The organism is Vicinamibacterales bacterium, assembly GCA_036504215.1.
Lineage (GTDB): Bacteria > Acidobacteriota > Vicinamibacteria > Vicinamibacterales > Fen-181 > FEN-299.
Window position 1 is genome coordinate 57,479 of the sequence record DASXVO010000076.1, and the last position, 26,609, is coordinate 84,087.

General features: G+C 66.7%; 18 protein-coding genes. 6 read left to right on the forward strand and 12 right to left on the reverse strand.

Annotated features, from left to right (window positions below; translation table 11 throughout):
- Positions 1-9: 9 nt before the first annotated feature.
- From VGK32_20575 to modA, 5 genes are all read right to left on the reverse strand, one after another.
- A complete protein-coding gene (locus VGK32_20575; GenBank protein HEY3384162.1) occupies positions 10-729 on the reverse strand; it encodes a hypothetical protein in 720 nt (239 codons plus the stop codon).
- 153 nt (positions 730-882) lie between these two features.
- Positions 883-1,755, reverse strand: a complete 873-nt coding sequence (locus VGK32_20580; GenBank protein HEY3384163.1) for a PEGA domain-containing protein — start codon at positions 1,753-1,755, stop codon at positions 883-885.
- Between the two features lie 216 nt (positions 1,756-1,971).
- Complete coding sequence (locus VGK32_20585) at positions 1,972-3,099, reverse strand: ABC transporter ATP-binding protein (protein HEY3384164.1); 1,128 nt, start codon at positions 3,097-3,099, stop codon at positions 1,972-1,974.
- Positions 3,096-3,761, reverse strand: coding sequence for a molybdate ABC transporter permease subunit (modB, locus tag VGK32_20590; GenBank protein ID HEY3384165.1), 666 nt, complete (start codon positions 3,759-3,761; stop codon positions 3,096-3,098). The genes VGK32_20585 and modB overlap by 4 nt, the downstream gene beginning before the upstream one ends.
- Entirely contained in the window at positions 3,758-4,552 is a 795-nt protein-coding gene (modA, locus tag VGK32_20595; protein ID HEY3384166.1) for a molybdate ABC transporter substrate-binding protein, read from the reverse strand. The genes modB and modA overlap by 4 nt, the downstream gene beginning before the upstream one ends.
- 144 nt (positions 4,553-4,696) lie before the next feature.
- Here modA and VGK32_20600 point away from each other — a divergent pair, with 144 nt between their 5' ends.
- A complete protein-coding gene (locus VGK32_20600; protein ID HEY3384167.1) occupies positions 4,697-7,243 on the forward strand; it encodes a PAS domain-containing protein in 2,547 nt (848 codons plus the stop codon).
- A 4-nt stretch (positions 7,244-7,247) separates the two neighbouring features.
- Here the strand turns inward: VGK32_20600 and VGK32_20605 are convergent, their stop codons facing one another.
- Together VGK32_20605 and VGK32_20610 are read right to left on the reverse strand one after the other, a co-directional pair.
- Positions 7,248-8,378 (reverse strand): ATP-binding protein, encoded by a 1,131-nt coding sequence (locus VGK32_20605; GenBank protein HEY3384168.1) that lies wholly within the window; start codon positions 8,376-8,378, stop codon positions 7,248-7,250.
- 205 nt (positions 8,379-8,583) lie between these two features.
- A complete protein-coding gene (locus VGK32_20610) occupies positions 8,584-11,427 on the reverse strand; it encodes a M14 family zinc carboxypeptidase (GenBank protein ID HEY3384169.1) in 2,844 nt (947 codons plus the stop codon).
- A 189-nt stretch (positions 11,428-11,616) separates the two neighbouring features.
- Here VGK32_20610 and VGK32_20615 point away from each other — a divergent pair, with 189 nt between their 5' ends.
- Positions 11,617-14,241, forward strand: coding sequence for a glycoside hydrolase family 28 protein (locus VGK32_20615; GenBank protein HEY3384170.1), 2,625 nt, complete (start codon positions 11,617-11,619; stop codon positions 14,239-14,241).
- Positions 14,242-14,273: 32 nt separating this feature from the next.
- On the opposite strand, the gene VGK32_20620 is transcribed toward VGK32_20615, so the two are convergent.
- Both VGK32_20620 and VGK32_20625 read right to left on the reverse strand, forming a co-directional pair.
- Positions 14,274-15,026 (reverse strand): hypothetical protein, encoded by a 753-nt coding sequence (locus VGK32_20620; GenBank protein ID HEY3384171.1) that lies wholly within the window; start codon positions 15,024-15,026, stop codon positions 14,274-14,276.
- 170 nt (positions 15,027-15,196) lie between these two features.
- Positions 15,197-15,850, reverse strand: coding sequence for a PAS domain-containing protein (locus tag VGK32_20625; GenBank protein ID HEY3384172.1), 654 nt, complete (start codon positions 15,848-15,850; stop codon positions 15,197-15,199).
- Positions 15,851-16,060: 210 nt separating this feature from the next.
- Between VGK32_20625 and VGK32_20630 the strand changes: the two genes are divergently transcribed.
- Positions 16,061-18,016 (forward strand): CocE/NonD family hydrolase, encoded by a 1,956-nt coding sequence (locus tag VGK32_20630; protein HEY3384173.1) that lies wholly within the window; start codon positions 16,061-16,063, stop codon positions 18,014-18,016.
- A 123-nt stretch (positions 18,017-18,139) separates the two neighbouring features.
- Here VGK32_20630 and VGK32_20635 read toward each other — a convergent pair whose 3' ends face one another.
- The 3 genes from VGK32_20635 to VGK32_20645 all read right to left on the reverse strand — a co-directional run bounded on the left by VGK32_20635 (position 18,140) and on the right by VGK32_20645 (position 23,339).
- Complete coding sequence (locus VGK32_20635) at positions 18,140-18,946, reverse strand: PEP-CTERM sorting domain-containing protein (GenBank protein HEY3384174.1); 807 nt, start codon at positions 18,944-18,946, stop codon at positions 18,140-18,142.
- Positions 18,947-19,347: 401 nt separating this feature from the next.
- The gene (locus VGK32_20640) at positions 19,348-21,216 is read right to left on the reverse strand and encodes a tetratricopeptide repeat protein (protein ID HEY3384175.1); all 1,869 of its coding nucleotides are present in this window, start codon (positions 21,214-21,216) and stop codon (positions 19,348-19,350) included.
- A 182-nt stretch (positions 21,217-21,398) separates the two neighbouring features.
- Positions 21,399-23,339 carry a hypothetical protein gene (locus tag VGK32_20645; GenBank protein HEY3384176.1) on the reverse strand — a complete coding sequence of 647 codons (1,941 nt, stop codon included), beginning with the start codon at positions 23,337-23,339 and terminating at the stop codon, positions 21,399-21,401.
- 431 nt (positions 23,340-23,770) lie between these two features.
- Between VGK32_20645 and VGK32_20650 the strand changes: the two genes are divergently transcribed.
- The 3 genes from VGK32_20650 (at position 23,771) to VGK32_20660 (ending at position 26,237) form a co-directional block, all read left to right on the forward strand.
- Complete coding sequence (locus VGK32_20650) at positions 23,771-24,013, forward strand: hypothetical protein (GenBank protein ID HEY3384177.1); 243 nt, start codon at positions 23,771-23,773, stop codon at positions 24,011-24,013.
- Positions 24,014-24,362: 349 nt separating this feature from the next.
- The gene (locus VGK32_20655) at positions 24,363-25,622 is read left to right on the forward strand and encodes an AAA family ATPase (GenBank protein ID HEY3384178.1); all 1,260 of its coding nucleotides are present in this window, start codon (positions 24,363-24,365) and stop codon (positions 25,620-25,622) included.
- Positions 25,623-25,655: 33 nt separating this feature from the next.
- Entirely contained in the window at positions 25,656-26,237 is a 582-nt protein-coding gene (locus VGK32_20660) for a hypothetical protein (protein ID HEY3384179.1), read from the forward strand.
- Positions 26,238-26,609: the final 372 nt, after the last annotated feature.

Below are 26,609 nucleotides of genomic sequence, written 5' to 3' on the forward strand. Positions count from 1 at the left end.
CGCCCACCCCTAGAACCTCGGGCCGAACCGCACGCCGACGCTGCCGGTCGCGCCGCGAAGACGACTGTCGTAGCCGTGGGCTGCGCCAACCATGCGATAGCCACCCGCCAGATCCAGCCAAATCCCGCGGTGCAGCCGAACCAGCAGGGTAGCCTGCGGTTCGGCGACGAAGAAGCCCTGGTGGAAGGCGTACTCCTGCCGGACGGTCGTGTAGGTGACGTTGGTCTGAGTCAACGGCCGCGGCGGCAGAAAGACCGGGACCTGAAACGTGACCGTTTTGGTCAACGTGGCTCGCCCGCCGCCGACGAGCGCCCGAGCGCCCACCCGAACCGCGCTGCCGACGGGAGCCGTCCAAGCGGCGACGAAACCGCCGTAGGCCAGTCCCGGATCGTTCCAGCCCCAACCCGAGCGATCCCAATCGCGGCCATCCCGGTCGTGGTGCCTCGTATCGGCTTCGAAGTAGCCGCCGCCTCCCAGAAGCAGCCCGTTGTTCATCAGCCAGCCGCCGAACGCACCAATCAGCACGCCGTCCCTGCCGTCGATTCGCGTGACCTCGACGTCGGGCGTGACGACGAACCCCTCGTTGATCGGCTCCAGGACCAGCGTCCCCTGGGACTTTGCCGCCTGCTTCGTCCCGGCCACCGGCTGCTGCGCCGTCGCCGCCGTCGCCAGCGCCGCCACCAGGCCGATCGAGAATCCAACGGTCCTTGCCCTCGCCAGTCTGCTCATGTCGTATCCCTCGCCTCGGAACGTCTCCGCACGATACGGAACGGAGCGCCGTCGCCTCCGTTCGCCGCTCGAACGCCGGTGGAGACAGGGCAGAAGCGCAGGGACGCTCAGGCCGTCTCTGCGCTCCTGTCGTAGTCGGTGTTGAAGGTCGGCCTACGCCCCGTGCGGGGAGAGGCTCACGTTCAGTGGCGCGGTCTCGCCACTGCGCACCGTGATCTCCGTGGTGAACGGGGTGAACCCGTCCTTGCGGATCTCAACCTTGTGCGGGCCTTCGGAGACCTGAATGACCAGCCGTTCCGCACCGTCCGGACCCTGCCAGCGGTTGCCGTCCACATAGACCTCGGCGGCAGCCGGCTGCACGCGGATCAAGAGGGTTCCGAAGCCGCGGGCCTCTGCCGCACCAGCCTCCCCGGGTTCCCTGATCTCCCGGGGTTGACGGGGCCTCAGCCCACGCCGCGGCGTCGGCGCACTCGGCGCGTCGGTGTCCGGCTGCTCCGAAGCCACCTTGGCCGGTGGTTGGGGTGGCGGTTCATTGGCGTCGCCCGCGGCCAGCGGCTCGAGTGTGTACCGTATCCTCGAGTCGTCTCCCGCCCGCAGACGGACGGTCTGCCGCACGGTGTGGTAGCCCTTCAGATAGAACACCAGTTCGTGTTCACCGGGCCGCACGCGCAGGCGCTTGAATACTCCGTCGAAATCGTCCACCGTGCCCGTGAAGTAGCCGTCCACGTAAACCTGGGCTTCGCTCGGCTTGACCTGCAAACGAAGCCGCGCGGTGTCCTCGTACCCGTCGTCGTAGTAGCCGACGCCCGGATAGCGATTCCAGTAGTACGGGCCGTAGAAGTACGGATCCCAATACGGGTTCCAGTAGGAGCCCCAGCCCCAGTAGCCCCCGATCACCACGCGGGCCCCGCCGCCACCGTGTCCGTGGCCGCCGCCGTGCCGTTGAGCTTCGGCCGTGGCTGGCAGGAACGCGAGCACCGCAAGGACGAGGGGCGCGAGAAGGGCAATTTGAATGTTCCGTCGCATCGGAAGTTCCTCCCGGCCTAGGTGGAGCAACTCTCGCGCCAGCGCGAAGGACGCAGAAATGGACCCAAAAAGGCCGGCAAAGCCCCACCTCCGCCCGCGAGTGCCATCTGGACAGCCCACCGGCGTCTGCTACAGGGGGCACAAGGGAAAGGATGAAGGATGAAGGATGAAGGAGCAAGGATGAAGGATGAAGGCGGAGGGAGGAAGGCGGACGGGTCATTCCGGCAGCAGGTGGATCGAACTGCGATGGATGGAGAACTCCCAGTGTCGATCCCGCTCGATGCCGAGCAGTTGGAAGACGAACCGCGGCACCTCGATCTCCAGGTCGTACCCTCCCTGGGCGGGTTCGCCTGGCTCGTCCAGCCGAATCAACAGCCTCCGGGTCGCGCCGAAGTCCTCGTCATCGACGACCACACCCGACAAAACGTTGTGGTGATGCTCGGTGGAAGGCGGGGGGCCATCTTTCCTGAGCAATCGCGGGTCTTCGGGCCGGATGAAGAAGGTCACCGGCGTGCCGGCGGCCGGAATCGACGATGCTTCGTCCGAGCGTTGGAGTTCGAGCGTTCGGCCACGCCACTGCACGTGGATGCGCTGCGGCGTGACATCGACGACGACGCCGCGGAGGATGTTGCGGAAGCCGAGGATCCGCGCGACCGGCTCGGACGCCGGCCGCCAGAGGAGGTCGCCGCGCGGTGCCGCCTGCAGCACGCGGCCCCGCTCGTACACGATGATCTGGTCCGCGAGTTGATACGCTTCGGACAACTCGTGCGTCACGATGACACACGGAACGTTCCATCCCTCGAGCAGCGTTCGCAGGTCGTCGCGCAGCGCACGTCGCAGGGGAAGGTCGAGCGCGGACAACGGTTCGTCCAGGAGGAGAAGCGCCGGTTCGGTGGCCAGGGCCCGCCCCAACGCCACGCGCTGCCGCTGGCCGCCCGACAGTTCGTGCGGCAGGCGCCGCTCGAGACCCTGGAGTTCGAGGCGTTCGACGACCTCACCCGTCCGCCGCACGCGCTCGGTGCGCGACCGCTCCCGGAGGCCAAAGGCCACGTTGTCCTCGACCGTGAGGTGCGGGAAGAGCGCATACCCCTGGAAGACGTAGCCAACGCGCCGCGCCCGGGGCGGGACGTGGAGGCCGGCCGCCGCGTCGAACAGCACACGGCCGTCGAGCACGATTCGACCGGCGTCGGGGTGGACGAGTCCGGCAAGACATTGCAACGTCAGTGTCTTGCCGGAACCCGATGGTCCGAACAGGACGTTGACGCCGTCGCCGCCGCTCCAGGCGACGTCGATCGAGAAGCTCCCGATGCGCGTCCGAATTGCGACGTCGAGCCGGACGGTCACGATGTGCGACTCCCGAGTCGTCCGGCGAGATAGATGACCAGGCAGGACACGGTCGTCAGCGCGGAGACGAGGATCAGCACCTCGGACGTCTCGCCCGTCTGGACCGCGGTGTAGATCGCAAGCGGCACCGTGGTGGTGCGGCCCGGGATGTTCCCGGCGAGCATCAGCGTCGCGCCGAACTCGCCGAGCGACCTGGCGAAGGCCAGCACCAGGCCGGCGAGGATGCCGTTGCGCGCGAGCGGCAGCGTCACCTCGATCGCCGTCTGCCATTCGGAGCGTCCCAGCGTCATGGCCGCTCGCTCGAGATCTCGGTCCACCGATTCGATGGCCGCGCGCGCGGTCCGCACGAGCAGCGGCAGCGCCATGATCGCCGACGCGATGACCGCGGCCTGCCAGGTGAACGCGACGGTCCAACCGGTGAGCGCGTACAACGGTCCGCCGAGGAGGCCGCGGCGGCCGAGTACCACGATCAGGTAGTAGCCGGTCACGGTGGGCGGCAGGATCAGTGGCAGCGTCACCGCCAGGTCAACCAGCCATCGTCCGCGAAACGGCTTGCGCGCGAGCAGGTAGGCGAGCGGCACGCCGACCAGCGCGTTGACGACGGTCGCGACGCCGGCAACCTTGAGCGACAGCCACAGGGCCGCCACCGATTCCGCGCTCATCGGACGATGCTCGCGGCTGGCTCGAAGCCGAAACGCGCCAGGACGGCCTGCCCCTCGCGCCCGGCCAGCATCTCGACGAAGGCGGTCGCTTCAGCCAGGTGTGGGGACCCGCCAACGACCGCCGCGGGATAGGTGATGGGCGCGTAGGTTGCCTGCGGCGGACGGAATGCCGCCTTGGCCACGCCGCCTCGGACCGCCACGTCGGTCGCGTAGACGAAGCCGGCGTCCACTTCTCCACGCGCCAGGTAGTCCAGGACCTGCCGGACGTTGCCACCGAACACCAGCCGGGATTGCAGGCGGTCCCACTCGCCGGTCGCGCGGAGGCACTGCTCGGCGTACGCGCCCGCCGGCACCGTCTTGGGACTGCCGATCGCAATCCGCCGAACCTGCGGCTTCTGGAGATCGGAGACCGACGCCAGCCGGATCGGCGAATCGGAGGGAACGGCGACCACGAGGACGTTGCGGGCAATCGTGCGCCGCGTGGCTGCGACGATCAGGCGCTTGGCGTGCAGGGCATCCATGTTCGTCTCGGACGCGGACACGAACAGATCGATCGGCGCACCCGCCTCGATTTGCTGCTGCAGTTCGCCCGACGCGCCGAAGTTGTACTGCACCCTGACGCCGGGCCGGCCGGCCTCGAACCGGCGCCCGACCTCCTCGATGGCCTCCTTCAGGCTCACGGCGGCCGAGACAGTCAGCGTGACGTCCGCCGCCCGGGGGTGGGCGAAGCCGCAGACGGCAAGGGCGCCCGCAAGGGCGACGCGACGGAGAGGGTGGTGATGAGCCGGCATGCGCTACCACAGTCTACCTTCATCGGGCGGGGAAGATCCCGCACGGGCTCGGCGGCGAGGCGGTCGTGCGGCGACGCGTCTCGACCCGGTCTGAGGTAACATCTCTGCTCGATCCGGTTGAAGAGCGCAGCGACGCGGCCACTGATGACCATCGAACTCGCTTACAACCTCTCGATCCTCGTTGCCATCACGGTGGTCTCGGGCTTCATCGACGACCGCTGGCGACGGACCACCCGCGCGGGGATGCTGGCCCAGGGGCTCCTTTTTGGGACCGCCGCCGTGGTCGGGATGCTGCGGCCGTTCGTGCTCACGAGTGGCATCTTCTTCGACGGCCGGTCGATGATGCTGAGCCTGAGCGCGTTGTTCTTCGGTCCGCTCGCGGCCGCCGTCGCCGTGCCCATGACCCTCGCCTGCCGGATGTACCAGGGCGGCAGCGGTACGCTCATGGGCGTCTCGGTGATTCTGACCTCGACAGCCGTCGGTCTCGCCGTTCGCTGGCGGCGGCGCGGCGACATCGCATCGCTGGGGTTGCTCCACCTGCTCCTGTTCGGCCTGATCGTCCACGTCGTGATGGTCGCGTTGATGGCCACGCTGCCGAGCGGCATCGTCCTCGTTGCGATCGTCCGGCTCGGGCCGATCGTGCTCGGCGTCTACCCGTTGGCCACCGTGCTGGCAGGGCGGGTCTTGGCCGATCAGGAGGCTCGCGCGAACCTGGTCGAAGGCCTGCGGCGAAGCGAGGAGCAGTGGCGCGCCCTCGCGGCCAACATTCCGGGCGTCGTCTACCGATGCGAGGCACAGCCTCCGTACCGCCTCCAGTACATCAGCGAAGGCGTTCAGAACCTGATCGGCCGACCGGCCTCGGCCTTCACCTCGGGCCGTTCGAACTGGGACGCGATTACGATCCCGGACGATCGGGACATCGTGAATCGCACCTTGGAAACGGCCGCCTCTGCCGGAACGCCGTTCGAACTCGAGTACCGGGTGCTGCATGCGGACGGGAGCCTCAGGTGGATCCATGAGAAGGGCCAGGCCGGCCGCGGTCCACAGGGGGAGGTGACCTGGCTGGACGGCGTGGTCATCGACGTGACGGGCCGCAAGCGAGCTGAGGAGGCGTGGCGCCAGAGCGAGACCCGCTGGCAGTTTGCGTTGGAGGAAGCTGGCGACGGTGTGTGGGACTGGGACCTCGCCACGAACCGGGTCTTCTACTCGCGCAGCTGGAAAGCGACCCTCGGCTTCGAGGAGCACGAGATCGGCAACGAATTCGCGGAGTGGGACCGGCGGGTCCACCCGGACGATCGCGGCCGGTGCATCGAGGACTTCCAGCGACACCTCCGGGGTGAGACGGCGATCTACCAGAACGAGCACCGGCTCCAATGTCGCGACGGGTCGTACAAGTGGATCCTCGATCGCGGCAAGGTGGTCGAGCGCCAGCCCGACGGCACACCGCTGCGGATGATCGGGACCCACACCGACGTCACCGACCGCCGGCAGGCGGACACCGACCGGCTGGAGATGGAACGGCGCCTCCTCCACGCGCAGAAACTCGAGAGCCTCGGCGTCCTGGCCGGCGGCATCGCCCACGACTTCAACAATCTGTTGACTGCGATCCTGGGGAACCTCGAACTGGGCCTCGACGAGCTGGCGCCGGCCTCACCGGCTCGCGACGCGTTCGCGCAGGCGGTGCAGGCCTCGCGGAGGGCGGCCGACCTGACGCGTCAGATGCTGGCGTACTCCGGTCGGGGCCAGTTCGTGTTCTCGCCCCTGGACCTGAGCGAACTGGTGCGCGAGAACGCCGGCCTGTTCCGAGCGTCGGTCGGCAGGCACGTGACGCTCGATCTCGATCTGGCCGACCGGTTGCCCTTCATCGAGGCCGATCCCGGCCAGGTGCAGCAGGTGGTCATGAACCTGATCACCAATGCCTACGAGGCGATCGGCACCAAGGCCGGTACGGTGACGCTGACCACCTCCGAGCGGACGTGCGACGCCGAATACCTCGCGGCCAGCCGCGTCAGCGAGAAGCCCCCGCCGGGACGCTTCGTCTGCCTGGAGGTCCGGGACACCGGCTGCGGGATGGACGAGGAGACCAGGCAGCGGCTCTTCGACCCGTTCTTCACGACCAAGTTCACCGGGCGGGGCCTGGGCCTCTCGGCGCTGCTCGGAATCATTCGAGGGCACGAGGGAGCGGTCCTCGTGGATAGCGAGGTGGGACGCGGCAGCGTCATACGGGCGCTGTTCCCCGTGGCGTCGCGGACCCTGCGGGTCGTGGGCGGCCAGGACAGCCGCGATCGGGCCGCGATGCCGCGTTCGACGGGTGGGTCGGCGCGGACGATCCTCGTCGTGGACGACGAGGCCGCCGTGCGCCAACTGGCGGAGCGGATGGTGATCAGTTTCGGTTTCCAGGCGGCCGTGGCCGAAGACGGTCACGCGGCGCTCAAGGAGTTGGCCGCACGTCCCGAGGCGTTTTCGTGCGTGCTGCTGGACCTGACCATGCCCGGCCTGGACGGTGTCGCCACGTTCGGGGAGATCAAGCGCATTCGGCCGAATCTGCCGGTGATCCTGTGCAGCGGCTTCTCCGAAGCCGACGCCACGCATCGATTCATCGGGGCCGGGCTGGCGGGGTTCCTCCAGAAGCCCTACGGCCTGAGCGACCTCCGCGCCAAGCTGGAGGCCCTCCTCGGACCGGGTCGGTGAGCCCTCAGGTGGGGAGCGACAGGCTGAATACCGTTCCGCCCGGAGCCGAAGTGGTGAACGACACCCGGCCGCCGAGCACCTTCTCGCCGAACAGCTTCATGGCGTAGGTGCCAAGGCCACGCCCGGACTCACCCTTCGTACTGAAGTGCCGTTCGAAGATCCGCGCGGCGACGGGCGCTGGAATCACCTGCCTGTTCCACACGTGGATGCCGATCGACTCGCTCGACTGGTCCGTCCAGACGCGGATCTCGTCGCCCGGTTCGGAGGCCTCGAGCGCATTCACCACCATGTTCGAGAGGATGCGGAGACTGAGCGACGAGTCGGTCGCGAACGTCGAGTCGGTGGCGGGCGGCGCAATTGTCACAACGCGGCCCCGGGCGGCCGGATGCGATGCGACGGCCATCTCGAGGTCTCGCATCACCGACGACAGCTTCAGCCGTTCGGGACGGATGGTCACCGTCCCGCTGCCCTCGCGCGCCAGCAGCTTCTGAATCTCGACTTCACGCGACAGCCGCTCGACGAGTTGACGGAACTTGCCGGTGCCTTCGAGCACCGTGCTCGCGTCGGCGTTTGCCAGCAGTTCCACCCGCGCCGCCAACGCCATCAGCAGGTTGCTCACGTCGTGAAAGAAGACCCGCTCGATCTCCTCCCAACGCTGCGCCGCGGTGATGTCCTGGAGCAACAACAGGACGAAGCGATATCCGTGCGACTGGAGCAGCGACGATCGCACCCGGAGGCACCAGTCGGTCGTGCCTTCCGGGCCGTGAATGGTCATGAAGCACTTGCGATCGACGACCTTCCCGGTCTCCAGCGTGGCAGCCATGGCGATTGCCGCGCCGCACGTCGCGCAGGCAGCCGTCGTCCCGCATCCGCCGGCCGCCTCGGGCGGGTGCACGCAGCGCAGAGCTTCGCCGGGCCGCAGACCGAGAACGCCCTCCGCGCCGTCGACGCCGAGCGACCGCAGGAACGTGTCGTTGACCGCCACGACCTCGCGGTTCTCGTTGACGACGATCAGGAGACCGCTGGCGGCCGACATCAAGGTCGTGATCACAGGGTCACGACCAATCAACGCCACCTGTGCCTGGATCACATCGAGCGAAGATCGTTCGGCGGAAGCGTTGGGTGCGCTGTCCATCGGCGTCTCCAGACCGTGTGCGATGCTCGAGACAGGATGTCGTGGGGGCTGGCGAGAGAGAGCGTAGCGCGGCGAGAGGTGGCCGTCAACGCCGGCACGGCCGCCTGTCACGGCCCGCGCCTTGGGGCGCCACGCTGCAGCGCGGCGGTCCGGAGGGTCGCGATACGGCCGACCTTGGCGAGGTCCATCCGCTGGCGCTCGCGCGTCACGACGGCCCGTGGCCGAGCGCGTTCCAGTTGAGCAGCGCGTTCCAGAGGAACCGGTAGTCCGAGCGGTTCAGGTCGCGGTGGATCGGGTTGAAGTTGAACGCGATGACGCGGCCGCGGCCGGCGGGCAGGTCGAGGATCGCCGGCCGTCCCTCGAGTTCGTCCTCGCCCTTGGCCGCTCCACTGACGAGCATCTTGACCTCGTCCTTCTTCGGTTGGTCCTTGGCGGATTTCGCCTTCGCGGGTTCCTGCCCCTCTTCGTCCCTGTCTTCCGTTCGCAGCTTCGTGCCCCACTGCAAGACGACGCCGCCGCGGCCCGACATGGCGATGTCGTAGACCGGCAGCCCCGTCCGAAACGCCGATGTGACTTCGCGAAGACCGTAGGCCAACGGGTGCTCCGTCCTGACGAACTTCACCGTCAGCTCCGAACCCGGCGTGAAGAAGGTGCCCGGTTTCCTGTAGACATTCCGAACGAGCCCGCCCTCGAACGGAAGCGTCGATCCGTTGCCCAGCGTGATCAGCAGTCCGCCAGCGTCGAGGTACTTCTCGATGTTGGCCATGCCGGACCAGCCGATGCCGCCGGTGATGTCGTCCGATGCGTCGGGCACGCCGAGGCTGGGGAACTCCTTGGTCCTGGTGTACGCCATCGGACCGAACTTCTTCTCGATACCCTGGATCTGGCCCTGGAGATCGAGATAGTTGTGAGCGAAGAGGATGACGTCGTACCGTTCGCGCAGGCCTCCGGCCCGGACGTCGTCGTCGCGAAGATAGGTGTAGGCGATCTTCTCGCGATCGAGGACATAGCGGACCCAGCCGACGGCCTCGGTGTCGGCCCACGTGTGCCACACGGCCAGGCGCGGCACCTTCGATTCATGGCGCGGCACGTCGGGCAGCGTGGCCACGCTCTCGAAATCGACGGACAGCTCGGTCGACACCCGCTTCAGCGCGTCCGCGAGCCCGCTCTGATCGGACAGCACCCACGACCCGGCCGGATAGGTTGTGTCACCGGACTTGAATGGCTTCTCGGCAATCTCGACGCGGAACGAGGACAGGCGATGGCGGAGCGCGAGCAACGCCTCCTGTCCCGTGTCCTTGAGCAGATAAATGGGGCCCGCTCCCTTCACCGTGCCGGGAACCTGGGCGCCCGGCTGCACGGGCGTCAGGGCCACGTCCATGACCTTGGCGTCGTCGATGCGCTTGGCCTCGAGGCCGTAGTGCACTGGCAGAGACCATGACACGTCGTCGTACGGCTCGTACGCGGCGTCAGTCGGGAAGGTCTGCGGCACCATCAAATCCACGGCGTAGTTCCGATAGGGCTGGTCGAGCCGGACGATGTAGGTGCCGGCAGCGAACTCCCCCTCCTCGACCTTGAAGGGCGCGGAGGCCCGCGACACCTCGATGCGGTGGGTGAGCAGCAATTCGACCAACTCCGCGACGCGGCGCCGGTCGCCCTGATCAGCCGGGATGGCGAACGCGTAGGGGCCGCCCTTGACCCCCTTCTGCCAGGAGTTGTAGCCCTTGCGGTAGAAATCGCGAAGCATCTCCTTCGAGTGCTTGGCCGTGTAGTCGAGGATCGCCAGGCAGCCGCTCTCCATGTAGTTCGTGTTGTCGCGGAGCGACCAGCGGAGCTTGCGCGGCGGCGGCATCGGCCGGTACCACTCTCTGCTCGTCACGGGCTTGCCAACGTAGCGCTCTTCGTTCGGCCGGAGCACACGCTCGACCGTCTCCGCCGTGCCGTTTCCGTACGTTTCGTAGCCGCGGCCCATGCTGTTGTGATTGACGGCGATCGAGTCGAGATAGTGATGTCCCCAGCCCTCGCCGAAGCCCCAGGTCCAGACGCCCGGCATGCCTGCGGAGGTCAGCGCGCTGATCTCCGCGAACGCCATCGCGAAGAACTCGTTGACGATGATCGGGTCGAGGTTGACATTCCACGGGCCCGTGCCGTTCCAGGTATGCAGGAGTGGGATGGACTCGTGAAGATCGTGAATGACGGTCGGATGGTAGTCGAAGAACATCCTGCTCACGGCCTTCGACAACTGGAGCGCCTCCTGGTGCGTGTCGCGGTTGTTGTCGTGGAACACGTACTTCCCCCAGTACGGCGGGGACACGGGCGGGAGGTTGTCGAAGTCCGTCTTGCCCTTGAGATAGCGGTAGAACCAGTCAACCTGTTTGTCACGGCCGTCGGGCTCGGACGCAGGGTTGATGAGGACCACGAGCTCGCTTCGGATCTTCCGGATCATCGGCTGGTCGGACACCGCCAGACGGTAGGCCAGCTCCATGACCATCTCCGGGCTGCCCAGTTCGGTCGAATGGAGGCCGGCGTTGAAGTAGTAGATGGGTCGTGCCGACGCGATCACCGTCTCGGCGGCGTCCGGGGATGTCTTGCGCGGATCGGCCAGGGCGGCGGTTGCCTCCTTGAGCTTCGCGAGATTGCGGATGCCGTCTTCGTCCGCGATGGCCACGAGGAGAATGTCCCTGCCCTCTTCGCTGCGGCCGATGACCTCGACGCGGACGCGCGGTGATGTCTCGGCGAGCTTGCGGAAGTAGCCGTAGATCTTGGCCGTGGACGACAGTTCGCCCGCGGCCCCGACGACGTGGCCGAGGTAGGTGGTTGGTGACGGGACGGTGCTCGAGGCCGGCACGTAGGCCACCCACGGATTCCCGAAGCGGGCTTCGGTGGTGAACTTCGCGATCGCCTCGACCGAGCCCGGCTCGGCGGTATCTGGAGCGTAGGTGTTCCTGGCCGGGTTCTGCTGTGCCCGAAGCCGGACGGCGCCGGCGAAGACGAGCGCCGCGCAGAGCAGCGGCAGAAGTGACAAGGCGGGACGAAGCGGTTTCTTCATGGCTTCACGCAAGTGAGTTGCGGTGAACGGGACGGCCCACTCGATCGAGGGTCGGCCTCGGGACACCGAGGGCCGGTGTCTCCGGGGCGACACGATAGCACAAGGCGGCTGCAGGCTCGTACAGTCTGTCGTGGCCGTTGTCCCCCTCGGGCATAATGCACGCGTACGGTTGCTCGAGGAGGACACGTCATGACGAAGCATGCAGGGTTCGTACTGCTCGTGCTCGGGGCGCTGGCGGCAATCGGGCTGCGGGGGCAAGAGCAGGTGCCGGTGCCGCCGATCGCCACGACGCTCGGCGCACTGCCTGGCGTGAACGACCTTCCGGCGAGCGGCGAGATGCCCGACGTCATGGTGATGAACAACGGGCAGAGGGTCGGCACCGCAGCGCAGTGGGCGACGCGTCGCGAGGAGATGAAACGTCTCCTCTCGTACTACGCGGTCGGCCTGATGCCGCCCGCCCCAGGAAACGTCGCAGCCAAGGTGCTGAAGACACAGGCGCTCGCCAGCGGCGCGGTCACCTATCAACTCGTGCACCTGTCGTTTGGTCCCGGGATGACGCTCGGGTTCGACGTGGCCGTATTCGTGCCAACCGGCCCGAAGGGCCCATTCCCGACGGTGATCTTCCCGTCGTTCGGCCTCACACCCGGTGGCACGCCGCTGCCGACGATGCTCCGTCTGCCCGAGCAGGGCAAAGGCCTCGACGCGCTGACGCTTCCGCTCGGTGATCCCTCCACGAGACTTGCCGCCGCCGCCGCAGCAGGGGCGCCGACCCAGGCTTCCCCGGTGATGCTCGGACAGGCAGGAGATCCGGAACAGGCAGCCAGGACCTACGCCGACCTGTTCCGGCGCGGCTACGCGCTGGTGACCTACCACTACCAGGACGCCGGCGAGGATACGATTCGGCGGAACGACGATGGCAGCTGGGCGTTCCGGAATACGCGCTTCTTTCCTGCATATCCGGCCCACGACTGGGGTCTGCTCGGGGCCTGGGCCTGGGGAATCTCGCGCGTGGCGGACTACCTCGAGGCGCAGCCGTTCGCCGACCGGGCGATGCTCGTCGCCGTCGGCCACTCGCGCGTCGGCAAGGCGGTCCTCGTCGCCGGAGCGTTCGACGAGCGCCTGGCGGTGGTGGCGCCCGCCGGCAGCGGAGCGGGCGGCACGGGCGCGTACCGCTTCAATGGTGCCGCCTATGGCGCGCGCGAAGGCCTCGACGACATGATGCGGAAGTACCCGAACTGGTTCTCGCCGAACCTCCATCAGTTTGCCGGTCACGTCTACCGCCTTCCGTTCGACCAGCACTGGCTGATGGCGCTCTCCGCGCCTCGCGGCTTCATCTCGCTCGAGGGGGCCGAGGATCAGAACTGCCTGCCGAGCGCCGTCGAACAGGCACGTGACGCCGCCATGCCCCCGTACGCCCTCCTGAAATCGTCGGGCCGGTTGGGCGTGCACTACGCATCCCATCGCCACGCGCTCACCCCGGAGGACTGGACGGCCCTTCTGGACTTCGCCGATCAGCAGCTTCGCGGCCTGAAGGTGAACCGCCGGTTCGACCAGTTTCCGCCAGCGCCCGCGCCGGGGTCGGACGTGGCCGGTTCCTCTGCGCCACCCGGACACCGCCTCACGCTGGACGTGCGCGAGGCGGGTGCGAAGGGTGACGGTGCGACCAAGGACACCAAGGCGATTCAGTACGCGCTCGACCGGGTGGCCGCCGCCGGCGGCGGCGAGGTGGTGGTGCCGGCCGGCGCGTACATCACCGGCAGCGTCGTGTTGCAGTCGAACACCACGCTGCGGCTCGAGAAGGGCGCCACGCTACGCGGCAGTCCGGACCTCGAGGACTACCCGCCGGCAACGGTGCGGTGGGAAGGTCGGTGGGTCGATGGCCGGCGCGCGCTCATCTCCGCGCAGAACGCCGCGCACATCGCCATCGTCGGGCCGGGCAACATCAAGGGTCACCCCGTGGTTGGCACGCGGCGCATGCCGAACCGCGCGGTGCTCATCGAAACGGTCAACTGCCGCGATGTGCGCCTCGAGGGTTTCTCCACCGAGCACACGGACATGTGGTCGATCCATCCGGTCTACTGCGACGATGTCGTCGCGCGCGGCCTGACGATTCGCAGTGCCGGCGGTGACGGCATCGACGTGGACTCTTGCAGGCACGTCGTCATCGAATCGTGCGACATCGACACCGGTGACGACGCGATTGCCATCAAGTCGGGGCGGGGGATGGAGGGCTTCCGGCTGGCCAGGCCGACCGAGGACGTGTTGATCTCGAACTGCCGGCTCGGCGACAGCCGGTTCGCGGCGATCGGCATTGGAAGCGAGACGTCGGGCGGGATTCGCAACGTGCGCATCGAGCACGTGAGGTTCACGCACGCGAAGACGTACGCCATCTACATCAAGAGCCGGCCCGGTCGCGGGGCGTTCATCGAGGACATCGTCGGACGCGATCTCGACGTGTCGAATGCCGAGGGCTTCCTGCGGTTCAACCTGACGAACAGCGGTCTGCAGGATCCCGAGCCGGTTCCGGGTGATGAGGGCATTCCACGAACGAGGAACTTCCGATTCGAGGATGTGCGAATCACGGGCGGGACGATCGTGGATGGGGCACCGGTGCCGGCGGAGAGGCCGCTCGATGGCCTGGCGCTGATCCGGATCAGCGGGACGGCGGGCAGGGGCATCACACTGGCCAATGTCACGAATGCGGATCTGCAGGACATCACCGTTACGGGCGTGAGCGGTCCCCTGCTCTCGACCAGCAACGTCGCCGGCAAGGGCCTCGACGGCGCGGTGCCGATCGAGCATCCTCGAAAATGAGGCCCGTCGGTTCCGTGAGGGTGTCGATCCGGCTACTTCTTCTCGACGATCTCCACCGGGATCGTGACCTTGAACCGCAGCAGGCTCCGAGCAGGTATCCGGGCCGGCTGCCCCCTGGTGCCGAGAACCAGCGCGGTCCCCCCGGCCCCGCCCGCTGCCGCGCCGATCGCCGCACCCTTGCCGCCGCCGGCGACCGCCCCGATCGCCGCCCCGATGCCCGCGGTGATGCCGATCGTCTTCGCGTCCTTGCCCTTCGTGGAGCGGGCCACGGTTGCGTCCACGGCGGTCGTGAGCGGGATGCGCTGGCCGTCGGACAGGGTGAGCGCGGTGACAGCCACCTCGAGTTCCGCCCGCCCCTTCACGCGCCCTCCCTTGGTGGACGCGACGACGAGCCCTTCGACCTCGGCACCCGATTTCGCGACAACCCAGTCGCCGTCCACCAGGGGCTCGGCGAGTGAGGCGACGAACTGGTCCCCGGCGGCCTGGCTGTCTGTCGACAGCGTGGAGGTGGTCCGGATGGCCAGCACCGTCCCCGCCGCCAGCGTGAACCTGCGCGGGGGCGGCGCGATGGGCTTGGCGGGTGCCGGACTGTCCGTCGCGGCAGCCGTCGCGGCCGGCGCAGCAGCCGGCGCAGCACCCGGCGCGGCCGCAGGCGCCGCCGTCGCAGCCGGCGTCGCCGCTCTCTCCTGACCGGACTTCGAGCACGCAGCAGTCGCAAGGACTCCAAACGCGAACGGAGTGGCACAGCACGTGAGCATCACGACTCGGCCGAGCGTGTGGCGCATGAGGACCTCCGGATTCGATGCCTGCTCACCGGCAGCTCGAGCGTTCGAGCAATTTCCGGCGAGTCGCTACCTGACAACTGTAGCGCCGGAACGATGGAGACCGCTATCGTGCTGATTCCGAGCGGCTGGCTCGGCGATGGTTGTGCCGCGGCGATCGGCCCCGGCGGCGCCTAGCGCGAGCCTGCGTTCGGCTTGAGATAGTCGGGATAGAGCTTCTCCGCGCAGGACGGACAGAGTCCGTGCGTGAAATCCGCTTCGGAGTGCTGCCGAATGTAGGATTCGATCTGCGTCCAGTAGCCGTGGTCGTCGCGGATCTTCTTGCAACTGGCGCAGATGGGCAGGAGGCCCGATAGCGTCCGTATCTTCGCCAGGGCCTCGGTCAGTTCCGCGATCAGCTTCTGCTGTTCCTCTTCGGCACGCTTCCGCTCGGTGATGTTCTTGGAGATGCAGATCACCGAGGCGACGGTGCCGCGTTCGTCCACCACGGGTTTGACGGACGTGATGAAGAAGAGGTCGCCCGTCGGCAGCGGAACCTTGACGTCGAAGACGATTGTCTCCCTGGTGGCAAACGCCTGCCTGACGACGGTCATCCGCTTGTCCGCTTCCTCCGGCGAGAACACATCGTAGATCTTCCTGCCGATGATCTCGGCTGGGATCTTCCCGAAGGGGTTCGAGAACGCGTTGTTCACGTAACGGTACGTGCCGTCCTCGAGAATGCTGAAGATGGGGTCGGTCGACTCGTCGAGCACAATTTGGAGGATACCAAGCTTGTTGCGGAGGGTCGTGAGCTCTCCCCTCAGGCGGGCGGCGGCTTGGTCGGTCATGTTCTCACGGTCTCCTCTGACTGGACGGCCTCACGGCTGCTGTGCGACGTCGTACATCGCGTGGATCGTGAATCGCGGCGCCGGCCAGTATAGCGGGTTTCTCGGACGCCGTGGTGAGGTCGTCCCGCCGCCGCGGGGTTTGATGTAGACTGACACCGGCCTGTCGTGATCCCCGCGACGCACCCGACTGCCCCGCCACGGAGTTGCCTCATGCACAGCCCGATTCGCCTGCTGGCCGCCGCGGCCACTCTCGCCACCCTCATTGCCGCCACGAGCACGGTGCTCGCGCAGCGCGGCGCCCTCACGCCGGAGCAGACCACGGCTCGCTGGGAGGCCGAGAAGCAGCTGCAGTCGGCCGCCGTCGTCGATCGCAAGGTGATGATTCGGATGCGCGACGGCATCCGGTTGGCGACCGACATCTACCGGCCGAAGGATGCCTCGGGGAAGGTCCCGACGATCTGGGTCAGGACGCCTTACAACTTCAACTACTGGGACGTCCGCAACGGCGTGCCGGCGGACATGACGGCGGCCCTGACCGCGGTGAAGCGCGGCTACGCCTACGTCATTCAGAACGAGCGCGGCCACTTCTTCTCGGAGGGGAACTACGACATCCTCGACTCGGTCCGTACCGACGGCGACGACACGCTCAACTGGATCTCGGCGCAGGCCTGGTCGAACGGCAAGGTGGGCACGACCGGGTGCTCGTCCACCGCCGAGTACCAGATGGGGGTCGCCGCGCTCGGCAACCCGGCGTACGCGGCGATGAACGTCCAGGGGTTTGGAGCCGGCGTCGGGCGGGTCGGGCCGTACTACGAGCAGGGCAACTGGTACCGCGGCGGCGCGGTGCAGACGATGTTCATCGCATGGCTCTACGGCCAGCAGAACCAGGTGCGCCCGATGTTTCCGGCCGGCGCGTCCCAGGAGGATCTCCTCCGCGCCTCGAAGTGGTTCGACCTCGCACCGCAGATGACGCCGGTGGACTGGTCCAAGGCTCTGTGGTACCTGCCGGTCCGGGACATCTACAAGGCGGTGGACGGCCCGCACGGGATCTTCGCCGACACCATGCCGGTGCCGACCGGCGGCCGGATGATCGAGCGCACGCCGAACGACCCGGCCTGGTACAAGGGCGGCCTGTACCACGACGACATGCCGCTCGACGTGCCTGGCCTCTGGTTCATGTCGTGGTACGACGTGTCGGTCGGTCCGAACCTCGCGCTCTACAACCACGTCCGCAAGACGGCGAAGGGCGCCGCTGCCGGCGAGCAGTGGGCGGTGATTGCGCCCGTCACGCACTGCGGCTACACCCGCACCCCCGAGAATCTCATCGTCGGCGAGCGGCCCATGGGCGACGCCCGTCTCGACTACAACGAGATCGTCTACGGGTTCTTCGACCGTTTCCTGAAGGGCGCGGCGAACGACGCCATCGACAAGCTGGCGAAGGTCACCTACTTCACGATGGGCCTCAATAAGTGGCAGACATCGGAGACCTGGCCGCCCAGGGGCGCGCAGCCGCAGACGTTCTTCCTGTCGAGCGGCGGCAAGGCGAACACGATGAGCGGCGATGGCACGCTCGTGGCGGCGCCGCCCGCGGCGGACATGCCGGATGCGTTCACCTACGATCCCGGGAACCCGGTGACCTCGTACGGCGGCAACGTCTGCTGCACCGGCACGGCGATCGAGGCCGGCGCCTTCGATCAGCGCAAGATGGAGACGCGGCCCGACATCCTCGTCTACACGTCGGAGCCGTTCAAGGAGGCGATCGAGGTGAGCGGGCCGATCGTACCGACGCTGTACGTGTCGTCGGACGTGAAGGATACGGACTTCACGGTGAAGGTGATTGACGTCTACCCGGACGGCCGCGCGTACAACCTGGACGAGTCGATCCAGCGCATGCGCTACCGTGACGGTTACGACAAGCCGCTCGTGTGGATGGAGCCCGGCAAAGTGTACAAGGTCACGCTCCAGCCGCTGACGACGAGCAACTATTTCGAGGCGGGGCATCGACTCCGGATCGAGGTGTCGAGCAGCAACTTCCCGCGATTCGACCGCAACCTGAACACCGGCGGCAACAACTACGACGAGGCCAAGGGGGTGGTCGCCCACAGCGCGGTGCACCACTCGAAGCAGTTCCCGTCACAAGTCACCGTCACGATCGTGAAACGCTGACGGAGCGCTGGCCGGCCTCCGCCGGCCAGCTCAGCCCGCCTCGTGCGAGGCGACCATCATTCGGTGACCTTGCCGTGACAGGCCGCCCCGCCTGCGCCTGTCTGGCGGCTTGCCAGTCGCCTGCTACCGGGCGCGGCGCTGCCGCAACCTGGCCACCAGTCCGACAACGCCGGCACCGAGCAGAAGCAGGCTGGCAGGCTCTGGAACCACGGCCAGATTGCTGCCGCTGGCTGGCGCGTTCGCGAGGTCCTCCCAGGAGTCGATGTTGTCGCCAGTGGTCACGAACAGCGAGCCGTCCGGAAGCACCGTGGCCCACGGGTCGGTTGCCGTCGTCGGCACCTCGATCGACAAGCGGTAGTTCCACGTACCGGCCTTGAAGCCTCCCGCCACCGACCACAGGTCGCCGTCGCCCGGGCTATCCGGGTAGTGCGAGTTCAAGCCGATGGCCCAGTATGGATGCGTCACGGTCCCTTGGCGCTGCCTGAGGTAGTCCCACGAGTAGTTCTGGGTGACGTCGGTCTCACGGTACTCCCATGTCGGCTGGTCCAGAATCGATACGCCAGGCGCCCACACCTGCCACCAGAGGCGCGGGAAGTACTTCTGACCGTCCGCCGCCGTGATCATGTCCGTCGCCTCGAGTGACTTGAGGTCCACGCCCGCGCCAACATAGACCTTGTCAGCGGCTGTGAACGTCGTGTTCGGGACTCCGGAACCCAGCCGGGCGTAGGCCTGGAAGAACGGCAGAGGATTTCCATATGGCGTTGGACTGCCCGACCGGTCGTCGTACAAGACAACGGGCACTTTCCCGACATCGCCTGGTCCGCCGTAGAACAGGGGATTGTTCGAGCACGTGATGAGGTCGGCCGTGGCTCGACTGGCGCCGCAGACGATCACCAGGAAGACCAGACAGAACGATGCGAGATGCTTCATATGAGCGCCCCTTCGGTTCCGGGTTGATGTGACGAGCTCGATTCTCGCGGCCCTGCCTGGCCGGTCCGACCCGTCGCTGGCGCCGCGCGCCGCCGGCACTACTCGAACACCGGAATCGTCACCCCTCCGAAAGGCCTGCCTCCAGCCGAGGGCTTGGATCCCGTTTTCCAGAGCGAGATTCGACGGTAGTGATATATGCGCCAGAAGGCGCGGCATCAAGACCGCAGGGGTATCCAGGGTGTGACTAACATCGCTAACACACCAGCTACCAGGTTGTTGCGAGATTCGGCGCGGCGGACGAAAGAAGTCGCGGCCGCCGGCTCAGCGCAGTCGGGCCGGCTCGCGTGCCACGGCACCAGGATTTGAGGCTGGGAAGGGGTTCGAGGCTCGGGTTTCGTGGTTCACTTGGCGGTGCGGAGGTTCGGAAGGCCGATGGTCTCGAGGAGGTGGATGAATCGAGGCTGGGCGCGGAGTTCGTCGAGCGCCGGGTCGACACCCATGTAGGCAACGTCGGCATCGTACCGCTTGACGGCCTTTTCCAGCGCATCGATCGCCCGGTCGTGCTCCCGCAGTCCCGACAGGATGTATGCCACGTGGGCGTAGGAGACCGCCGATTGGTCCGGCGAATCCGTCAGTTCTCTCAGCAGCGCGTTGGCCTCGGCGTGGTTGCCCGAACGCGCGTAGTCGTGCCCGAGATGGCCGATCAGGTAAGAGAACCGCTCGGACATCGAGATGGCCCGCTGGAACTCCGGGATCGACTCGGTCCATCTCCCTCGGGAGGAGTAGCAGCAGCCGAGCAACGCGTGTGCGGGAGAGAAGCTCGGGTCCGCGGTCAGCGCCTGCCGGGCCAGTTCGATGGATTCGTCGCACCTGCCGCCAATGTACAGGATCACGCCGAGGTCGTTGCTGATGCCGACCGACAGCGGGTCGAGTTCGATGGCCGTTCGCGCATGCTGGATCGCCTCGTCGAAACGACCCCTGGAAATCAGCGCCGTGGCGTATCGCTGGCGGGTCTTGTAGTAGCTCGGGTTCAGCCTCAGGGCACGCTGGAACGTCCGGTCGGCGGCGTCCCAGTTCCTGTCGAAGTAGAGTTCAACGGTCGCTTGCGCCACGAGCGCCTCGGCCGACTTGCCGTCGAGTTCGAGGGCCCTGGCCGAAGCGAACTTCGCCCGCCGGATGAAGTCCTCGGGTGCGCTCCCCGACGTCTGGTGGTAGGCCAACATGGCGTTCGTGTCCGCGAGCGCGGCCCATGCGTCGGCGTACTTGGGATCGACCTTCACCGACTCCTCGAATAGCTCCGCGCTTCTGGGCATCGCATCAGGGCGCACCTGACGCCTCATGTAGCGGCCGGTCCAATACAGCCTGATTGCCTCGGGGTTCAGCGGCGCTCGGGATGTCGCGACGGTCGGGGGGCTGACTCTCGACTGAAGCGCCCGGCTGATGTTGAGGGCGATCTCGTCCTGCACCAGGAAGCTGTCTCGAGCCACGCGGTCGTACCGCTCTGACCACAGTTGATAGCCGTTGGCCGAACCCACCAGTTTGGCCGAGATCCGGACGACGCCGCCGGCCCTGGTCACGCTGCCTTCCACGAGCGCATCCACGCGGTACTTTCGGGCCTCGGCCAGCGGATCACGCGCAGCCTTCAGCAGGCGGGACGACGTCCGCGCCATCACGCGAACGCCCTCCAGGTTCGCCAGCCTGATCGTCAACTCGTCCACCAGGCCTTCGGAGAACACGGCGTCGTCGGGCGCCTGGCTCATGCTGTCGAAGGGAAGGACGGCAATGACGAATTCCGCTTGACGTGTTCCGCCCGAGAACCTGACCAGCACGGCCACGAGCGCCGTACAGGCCAGCACGATCGCCGCCGTCACCAGCACACGCCGCCGCGTGATGACCGTGGAAGTGGACACATACGGCGGGCTGGCCCCGCTCCCGGCCGGCACCCTGTGATGGAACACCGGGGCGTAGCCGCCCTTGGGAAGGTCGATCAGGATGGGATCGGCCCGCCCCTGGGTGTCGTAGTAGTCGCGCAGTTTCACACGAAGCGACCGGGCAGCCACGCGCACGACGGAATCGACCCGCGGGTCGAAGGAAGAAGGCCGCTCGAAGACCTCGAGCGCGATCGTGTATTCCTTGAGGAGTCCGGCGCGGCCTTCGACCGATTCCCGCACGAGGAACCGAAGAAACTCGCTGAGGCGTTGCGCTTTCTCGAACGTGTCCGACGCCAGCACCCGCTCGAGTTGTTCCGTGATCGCGGTGTTGGGAGCCACGGCATCCGCCGGGACGGAGTCCTCGGCGGCCGCGCTTCCTGGAGCGTCACTGTCTCCCATTGTCCCGCTTATTATGTCCTCCACGTCGTCGGTGTCAACGGACCGTCTCGCGCCGCTCGACAGGTTCTCGTGCCGACCACGAGCTCCAGACCGCTTGGCGGCCACGCTGGGTTGTACGCGCCTTACTGTATGAGCTTCGTCACCCGCGTGGACCAGTTGCCCAGGCTCGCCCGCGTACCTCCGCAGGTGCCGAACGGGGCAGCCTTGTAGTCCGTGTACGTGCAGGTCTGCGCGATGTACTCGCTTGCAATCCAGAAGTTGTCGCCGTCCGCGACTGCCGCGCCGTAATCGCCCCAGCGCGGGCGGATGCGCGTTCGGCTGTTCTGCGAGAGCGGCGCGTAGCCCGAGAAGCCGTCTTGCGGGCCTGCCCCCTCCGCGGCGACGTGCAGGTCGCCGGCGCCGATTTTGGCGTCGAGGCTCACGTAGCCGGCGCTCGGGTAGTGGTCCGAGCCGACGAGCGTGAACGCCATCACGCCGCGGCCGCTGGAATTGACCGCCACCGCCGGATAGATCGCGTTGTTGTTCTCGAAACCCACGTAGCCCTGCGCGAACACATGCAGAGAATTGGGATTGAGGACGAAGTACGCGATCCCGGCCTGCTGGTCGGTGCCGTTGATCAGAAGCCCGGTGTCGAGCGCCCCCCACAGCTTGCCGTTGGCCAGGAAGACTTGCTGCATCCGCGAATCGTTGCTCGGGATCCGCGACTCGACGTTGGTCTGGGTCGCGGTGGGGGCGACGCCGACCAGGGGAGCGCACGCCGGATCGCCAATGCACTGCGCCAGCGGGATCGACCCGGCCTTCTGCGTCGAACTGCCCGGCACGGCGTACGGTGTCACCGCCGCGACGCGCGCGCTCAGGACCGGCGCCGGCGTGGCCGTGTCGAGCGACGACGTGTTCGTGATCGACCAGACGCGCAGGCGCGAGTCGACGCCGGTGTCCTGGAAGACCGCTTCGGAGCTGAGGAAGAACTCGGTGTCGGACTGGAAATCGGCCGCCGTCGGCGACTGGGCCGGCCAGACCGTGAATCCCGGCGTGCCATCGAGCTGAACGCCGAGTGCCGGGTTCGTGGTGTCGAAGAGCACCGCGTTGACTGCCGGCGCGTTGGCGGCGAGCTGATGCTTCGAGAGCGCGTAGATTTGGGCGCCGTGGAAGAACGGACCGGCGAGATCGAATTCGTTCGTGGTGATGTAGAACCCGTTGGCATCCGCGCCGATGTGCGGGTAGTCACCGAGACATGGCCCATGGACGGTGCTCGTGGGCCCGCCGACGATGCAGTGATGGTCCGGCGTTCCCTGCGTCCCGTCGTTCTGCACCTGGAGCCTGTAGACCACCCACGACCCGGTCGGGTCGGAGGTTGTGCTCACCGCGATGTCCAGGTGGTTCGCTCCCGACAGCGCCTGCGTGGTCGGCCTCGCGCGGTCGAGCGTGAGGACGACGTGGAACCAGCGCTGGGTGTCCGTGTCGAAATAGCAGCTCGGGTCGGTCACCGAGGGGCCGAATTGCAGCGGCGACACCTGACGGTTTATCGCGGGCGCGTACCCGTAGAACGAGTTCAGATCGACCACGCCGGTCAGCGCGCCACCGTTCGCGTCGTGCACGCGGAGGACGTCATTCGCCGACTCCAGCACGAACCCGTTGCCCGCGCAGAGCCCCTGGTCCGGCGGCTCGACCGAGAACTGGTTGCCGTGGTTCGCGAATCGCTGGTTGTTGAAGTTCAGCCCCTCGAAGCTCGCGACGAGTTTCGGGTTGGACTTGGCCCGCGTTCGGCCCGTCGCGCGCGGTCCGGTTCCCCCGGCGGCCGCGATCGTGCGATTGATCCCGGCGAAGCCATCGCCGGCGCCGCCGTCCACGTCGCCTCCGAGCGTGCTGAGGTCCACCTCAGGATCTTGCGTGGCGTCGCCGCCGGTCCCGACCGTCGGAATCGGCGCAGCGCTCGACGCGCTGATCGGAATCACTGTGAAGGTCGGTGCTGCCGCCAGCACCGGTTTGGTACCGATATCGAGCTGAAAGGCGGCCACTGCGAGCGCCGCAGCAACGAGACAGGAGATCGTCACCTTCTTCATCGGATATCTCCCCAAAACGGTCCGCTGGACGCGGAGTTGAACTGTACGGGTGGAAGAATCCACTCTATGAAGGGCGGAGAGGCGCCGTCAAGTAGTTCCGTGCAGCTCAGGTGGGGAGGTCGTCCAGGGGCGCCGGGTGATCGGTGCAACGCACGAGGTTCGCGGCAGACCCGTGCGGTCGCGGCGTGCCGTGCTTCGATGAGCCCCTTGCCCGCACCGCCCGTCGGGCTGATCTCCCTCTCGAGGTTGGCCTCCTCCACGCGCGCGACCTGCTCCGTGCGTGCGCCGGCGATGGCCGAGAACGGCTTCCCGGGCTTCCAGGTTCCAGGCGAATCGGGCAGGGAGCGGGACTGCGACCGCGCAGGTGCGGAGGCGGCGCCCATTGCGAGGCCGAGCAGGGCCACTCCGAGTGACCGTCTGACAGGGGCTGTATGCACGGCGAAGTGTCCTGCGGCGATAGTCTCGGCACCGACGTCTTTCCGAAGTTGAAGATCCTGGCGACGGGTTCATCGACGCTCACCGCCAGCAAGAAGTTCCGCGACAGGTTGACGGGGCGGAAGCGGTCGGTCCACTTGCTGCCTGTCCTGTGGGAGGAACTCCCGGCGTTCGGCGTGACGCTGAACGATCGGCTCTTCCGCGGCGGCCTGCCGCCGGCTGTGTCTGCCCACACGTGATCCCGAGCGAGCGCCCGCAACGACTTGTTTCGCACACATTCGCACACGCTTCAGCGCGGCGTTCCTGTCCATCTCGGCCCGCGGCTCGGCTCCAAGCCCACACCCAGGTCGCTGAGATCCTCGGGATCACGCCGGCGTCACCGTGCGTCGACGCGCGGGCGGGTCGGGCTATAATCCGCGTGTCGCTTGGGTTTGCTCTGTGTTTCCCGAGCATGGCGTTTGTCGGGTGCTTGCCGACGGGAATTGCGCCCTTCTCGGGGATGCACGCTCTCACTGGCTGAACGACTGGCCAGCCAGCGCGTGCGGCAAGAGAGCCCATTATTGACGCGCTGTCCGCGGCATCGAAACCATGTTTACCCGCATTGAAGCCCGGCGATTCCGAAGCCTCCAGGGCGTAGATCAGAGCTTGGGGCCATTCCGCGCGCTTGTTGGGCCGAACGGGAGCGGAAAGACGACGTTCCTCGACGTCATTGCGTTTCTGAGCGACTTGGTCCGCAACCGCGGCGACGTCAGGAAGACCGTTCTTGACCGGAGTTTCACCTTCCAGAAGCTCGTGTGGATGGGTCTGGGAAACAGCTTCCAGTTGGCGGTCGAGGCCGAGGTGCCAGAGGCGGTTCGACAATCGATGGCGGAGGCCAAGAGGCGGTTCTCGCGAGTGCGGTACGAGATTGAGGTCGCCCTCGATCAGTCAAATGAGGTCGGGCTCGAACACGAGACACTGTGGCTGATAGAACCGCCAGATGGCAGTCGGTTGACCCAACCGAGGCTGGAGTTTCCGAAGCCGCCAGGACTTCGCCCGAGTCTGTCGGTCACCTCCGGCCCTTCAAGGCGGGCTGCAATCACGAAGAAGCCTGGTGGCAACGACAACTACTACCCAGAGGGGCGCAAGTCGTACATGCCCTCGTTCAAGCTCGGCCGGACCAAGTCGGCGCTTGCCCACGTACCGGCCGACGTCGATAGTTTTCCGGTCAGCTCGTGGTTTCGCGATCTGCTGGACACGGGTGTCCAGACATTCGCGCTCAACGGACAGGCCATTCGACAACCCAGTGCGCCCGGTGCGGGCCGTCGATTCGTTCCAGATGGCTCGAATCTCCCGTGGGTTGTGGACGGCCTACGGAGCCACAGGCTGCGTTTTCAACAGTGGCTAGGTCACGTGAAGACCGCACTGCCAGATGTCCTCGACATCGACACCGTCGAGCGCCCCGAAGATCGGCACCGTTATCTCGTTCTCTCATACGCCAATGGGGCGAAAGTGCCTTCGTGGTTGGTGTCTGATGGGACACTTCGTCTGCTTGCTCTCACAATTCCGGCATACCTTCCTGACCTCACTGGCACTTTCTTGATTGAAGAACCGGAAAACGGCATCCATCCGCGAGCCATTGAAACCGTTATCCAGTCTCTGTCCTCCATCTACACCGGGCAGGTGTTGTTGGCGACTCACAGCGCCGTCGCCCTGAACATGGTGGAACCGCGAAACCTGCTGTGCTTTGCCAAGGACGCATCCGGTGCAACAGACATCGTTTCTGGCGACGAGCATCCCGCCCTGCGGGACTGGAAGCAAGGACAGCCGGATCTCGGTGTGCTGTTTGCCGCTGGAATCCTGAGCTGACGGCAACTCGCTATGCGTGACCTTGTTGTGCTCGTGCCGGACAAGAACACTGAGTACGTGGTGCTCGGTGTGCTGTCGAGGCCGCAAGCGTTGGGCATTCGGGCGATCGACTTCAAGGTCATCGTGGACCCGGGTCATGATGGTGGCGTGCGTCGGCGGGGTGCTCAGATTTTGCACGTCGAGCGGCACCAGTTCAGTCACGCCGTGCTGATGTTCGATTACGAGGGAAGCGGTGCGACTGAACGACGTTCCGATCTCGAAGCCGGCCTTGACGCAACCCTCTCGCAAGATTGGGGTCGAGACGCAAAAACGATCATCATCGAGCCCGAGGTCGATGTGTGGATGTGGGGCGCTGAGGCCCATCTGAAGTCGGTTGTGCGCTGGAAGTTTCCAGAAGGGATTCGCGATTGGCTCGGTGCCGAATCGTTCTCGTTCACCTCCTCGGGCAAGCCGGTGCGCCCGAAGGAAGCGCTGGAGGCCGTCTTCCGACGGGCACAGGTGTCAAGGTCGTCTGCGAGCTACCAAGCCCTGGCGAAGAGGCTCAGTCTTGCCCGATGCGAAGACCCTGCGTTCCATCGACTGCGGGAGCGGATGGTAGAGTGGTTCGGCAACTGAAGTTGGACATTCGACATTCGCTGCTGACGACGGCCCCACCTGCGCCCGTCGGCCCTCATGTGCGTCCGCCTGCACCGTTCCCACCTGCAGCCTGCTCCATCCCCAACTTCTTCCCTCCAGGCGCACCAGGACGTGAGCGTCTAGACATGAATGAATAGACGTGGAATTTGTAAGCCATTACAAATAAATGGTTTGGCTCCAGTTTCAGCGCGGGGCTAACCTTCGCTGTCAGCGAACGGTCAAATGCGGCCACACCCGAACGTCTGAAAAGCGGCCACTGCGGGTAGGGGTGCTCAGGCAACCTATGCGAACGGCTACAGCTTGCCTTGCGCCTGAGAGAAGACGACTGCCGGAGTGGACGGCCACGTGAGC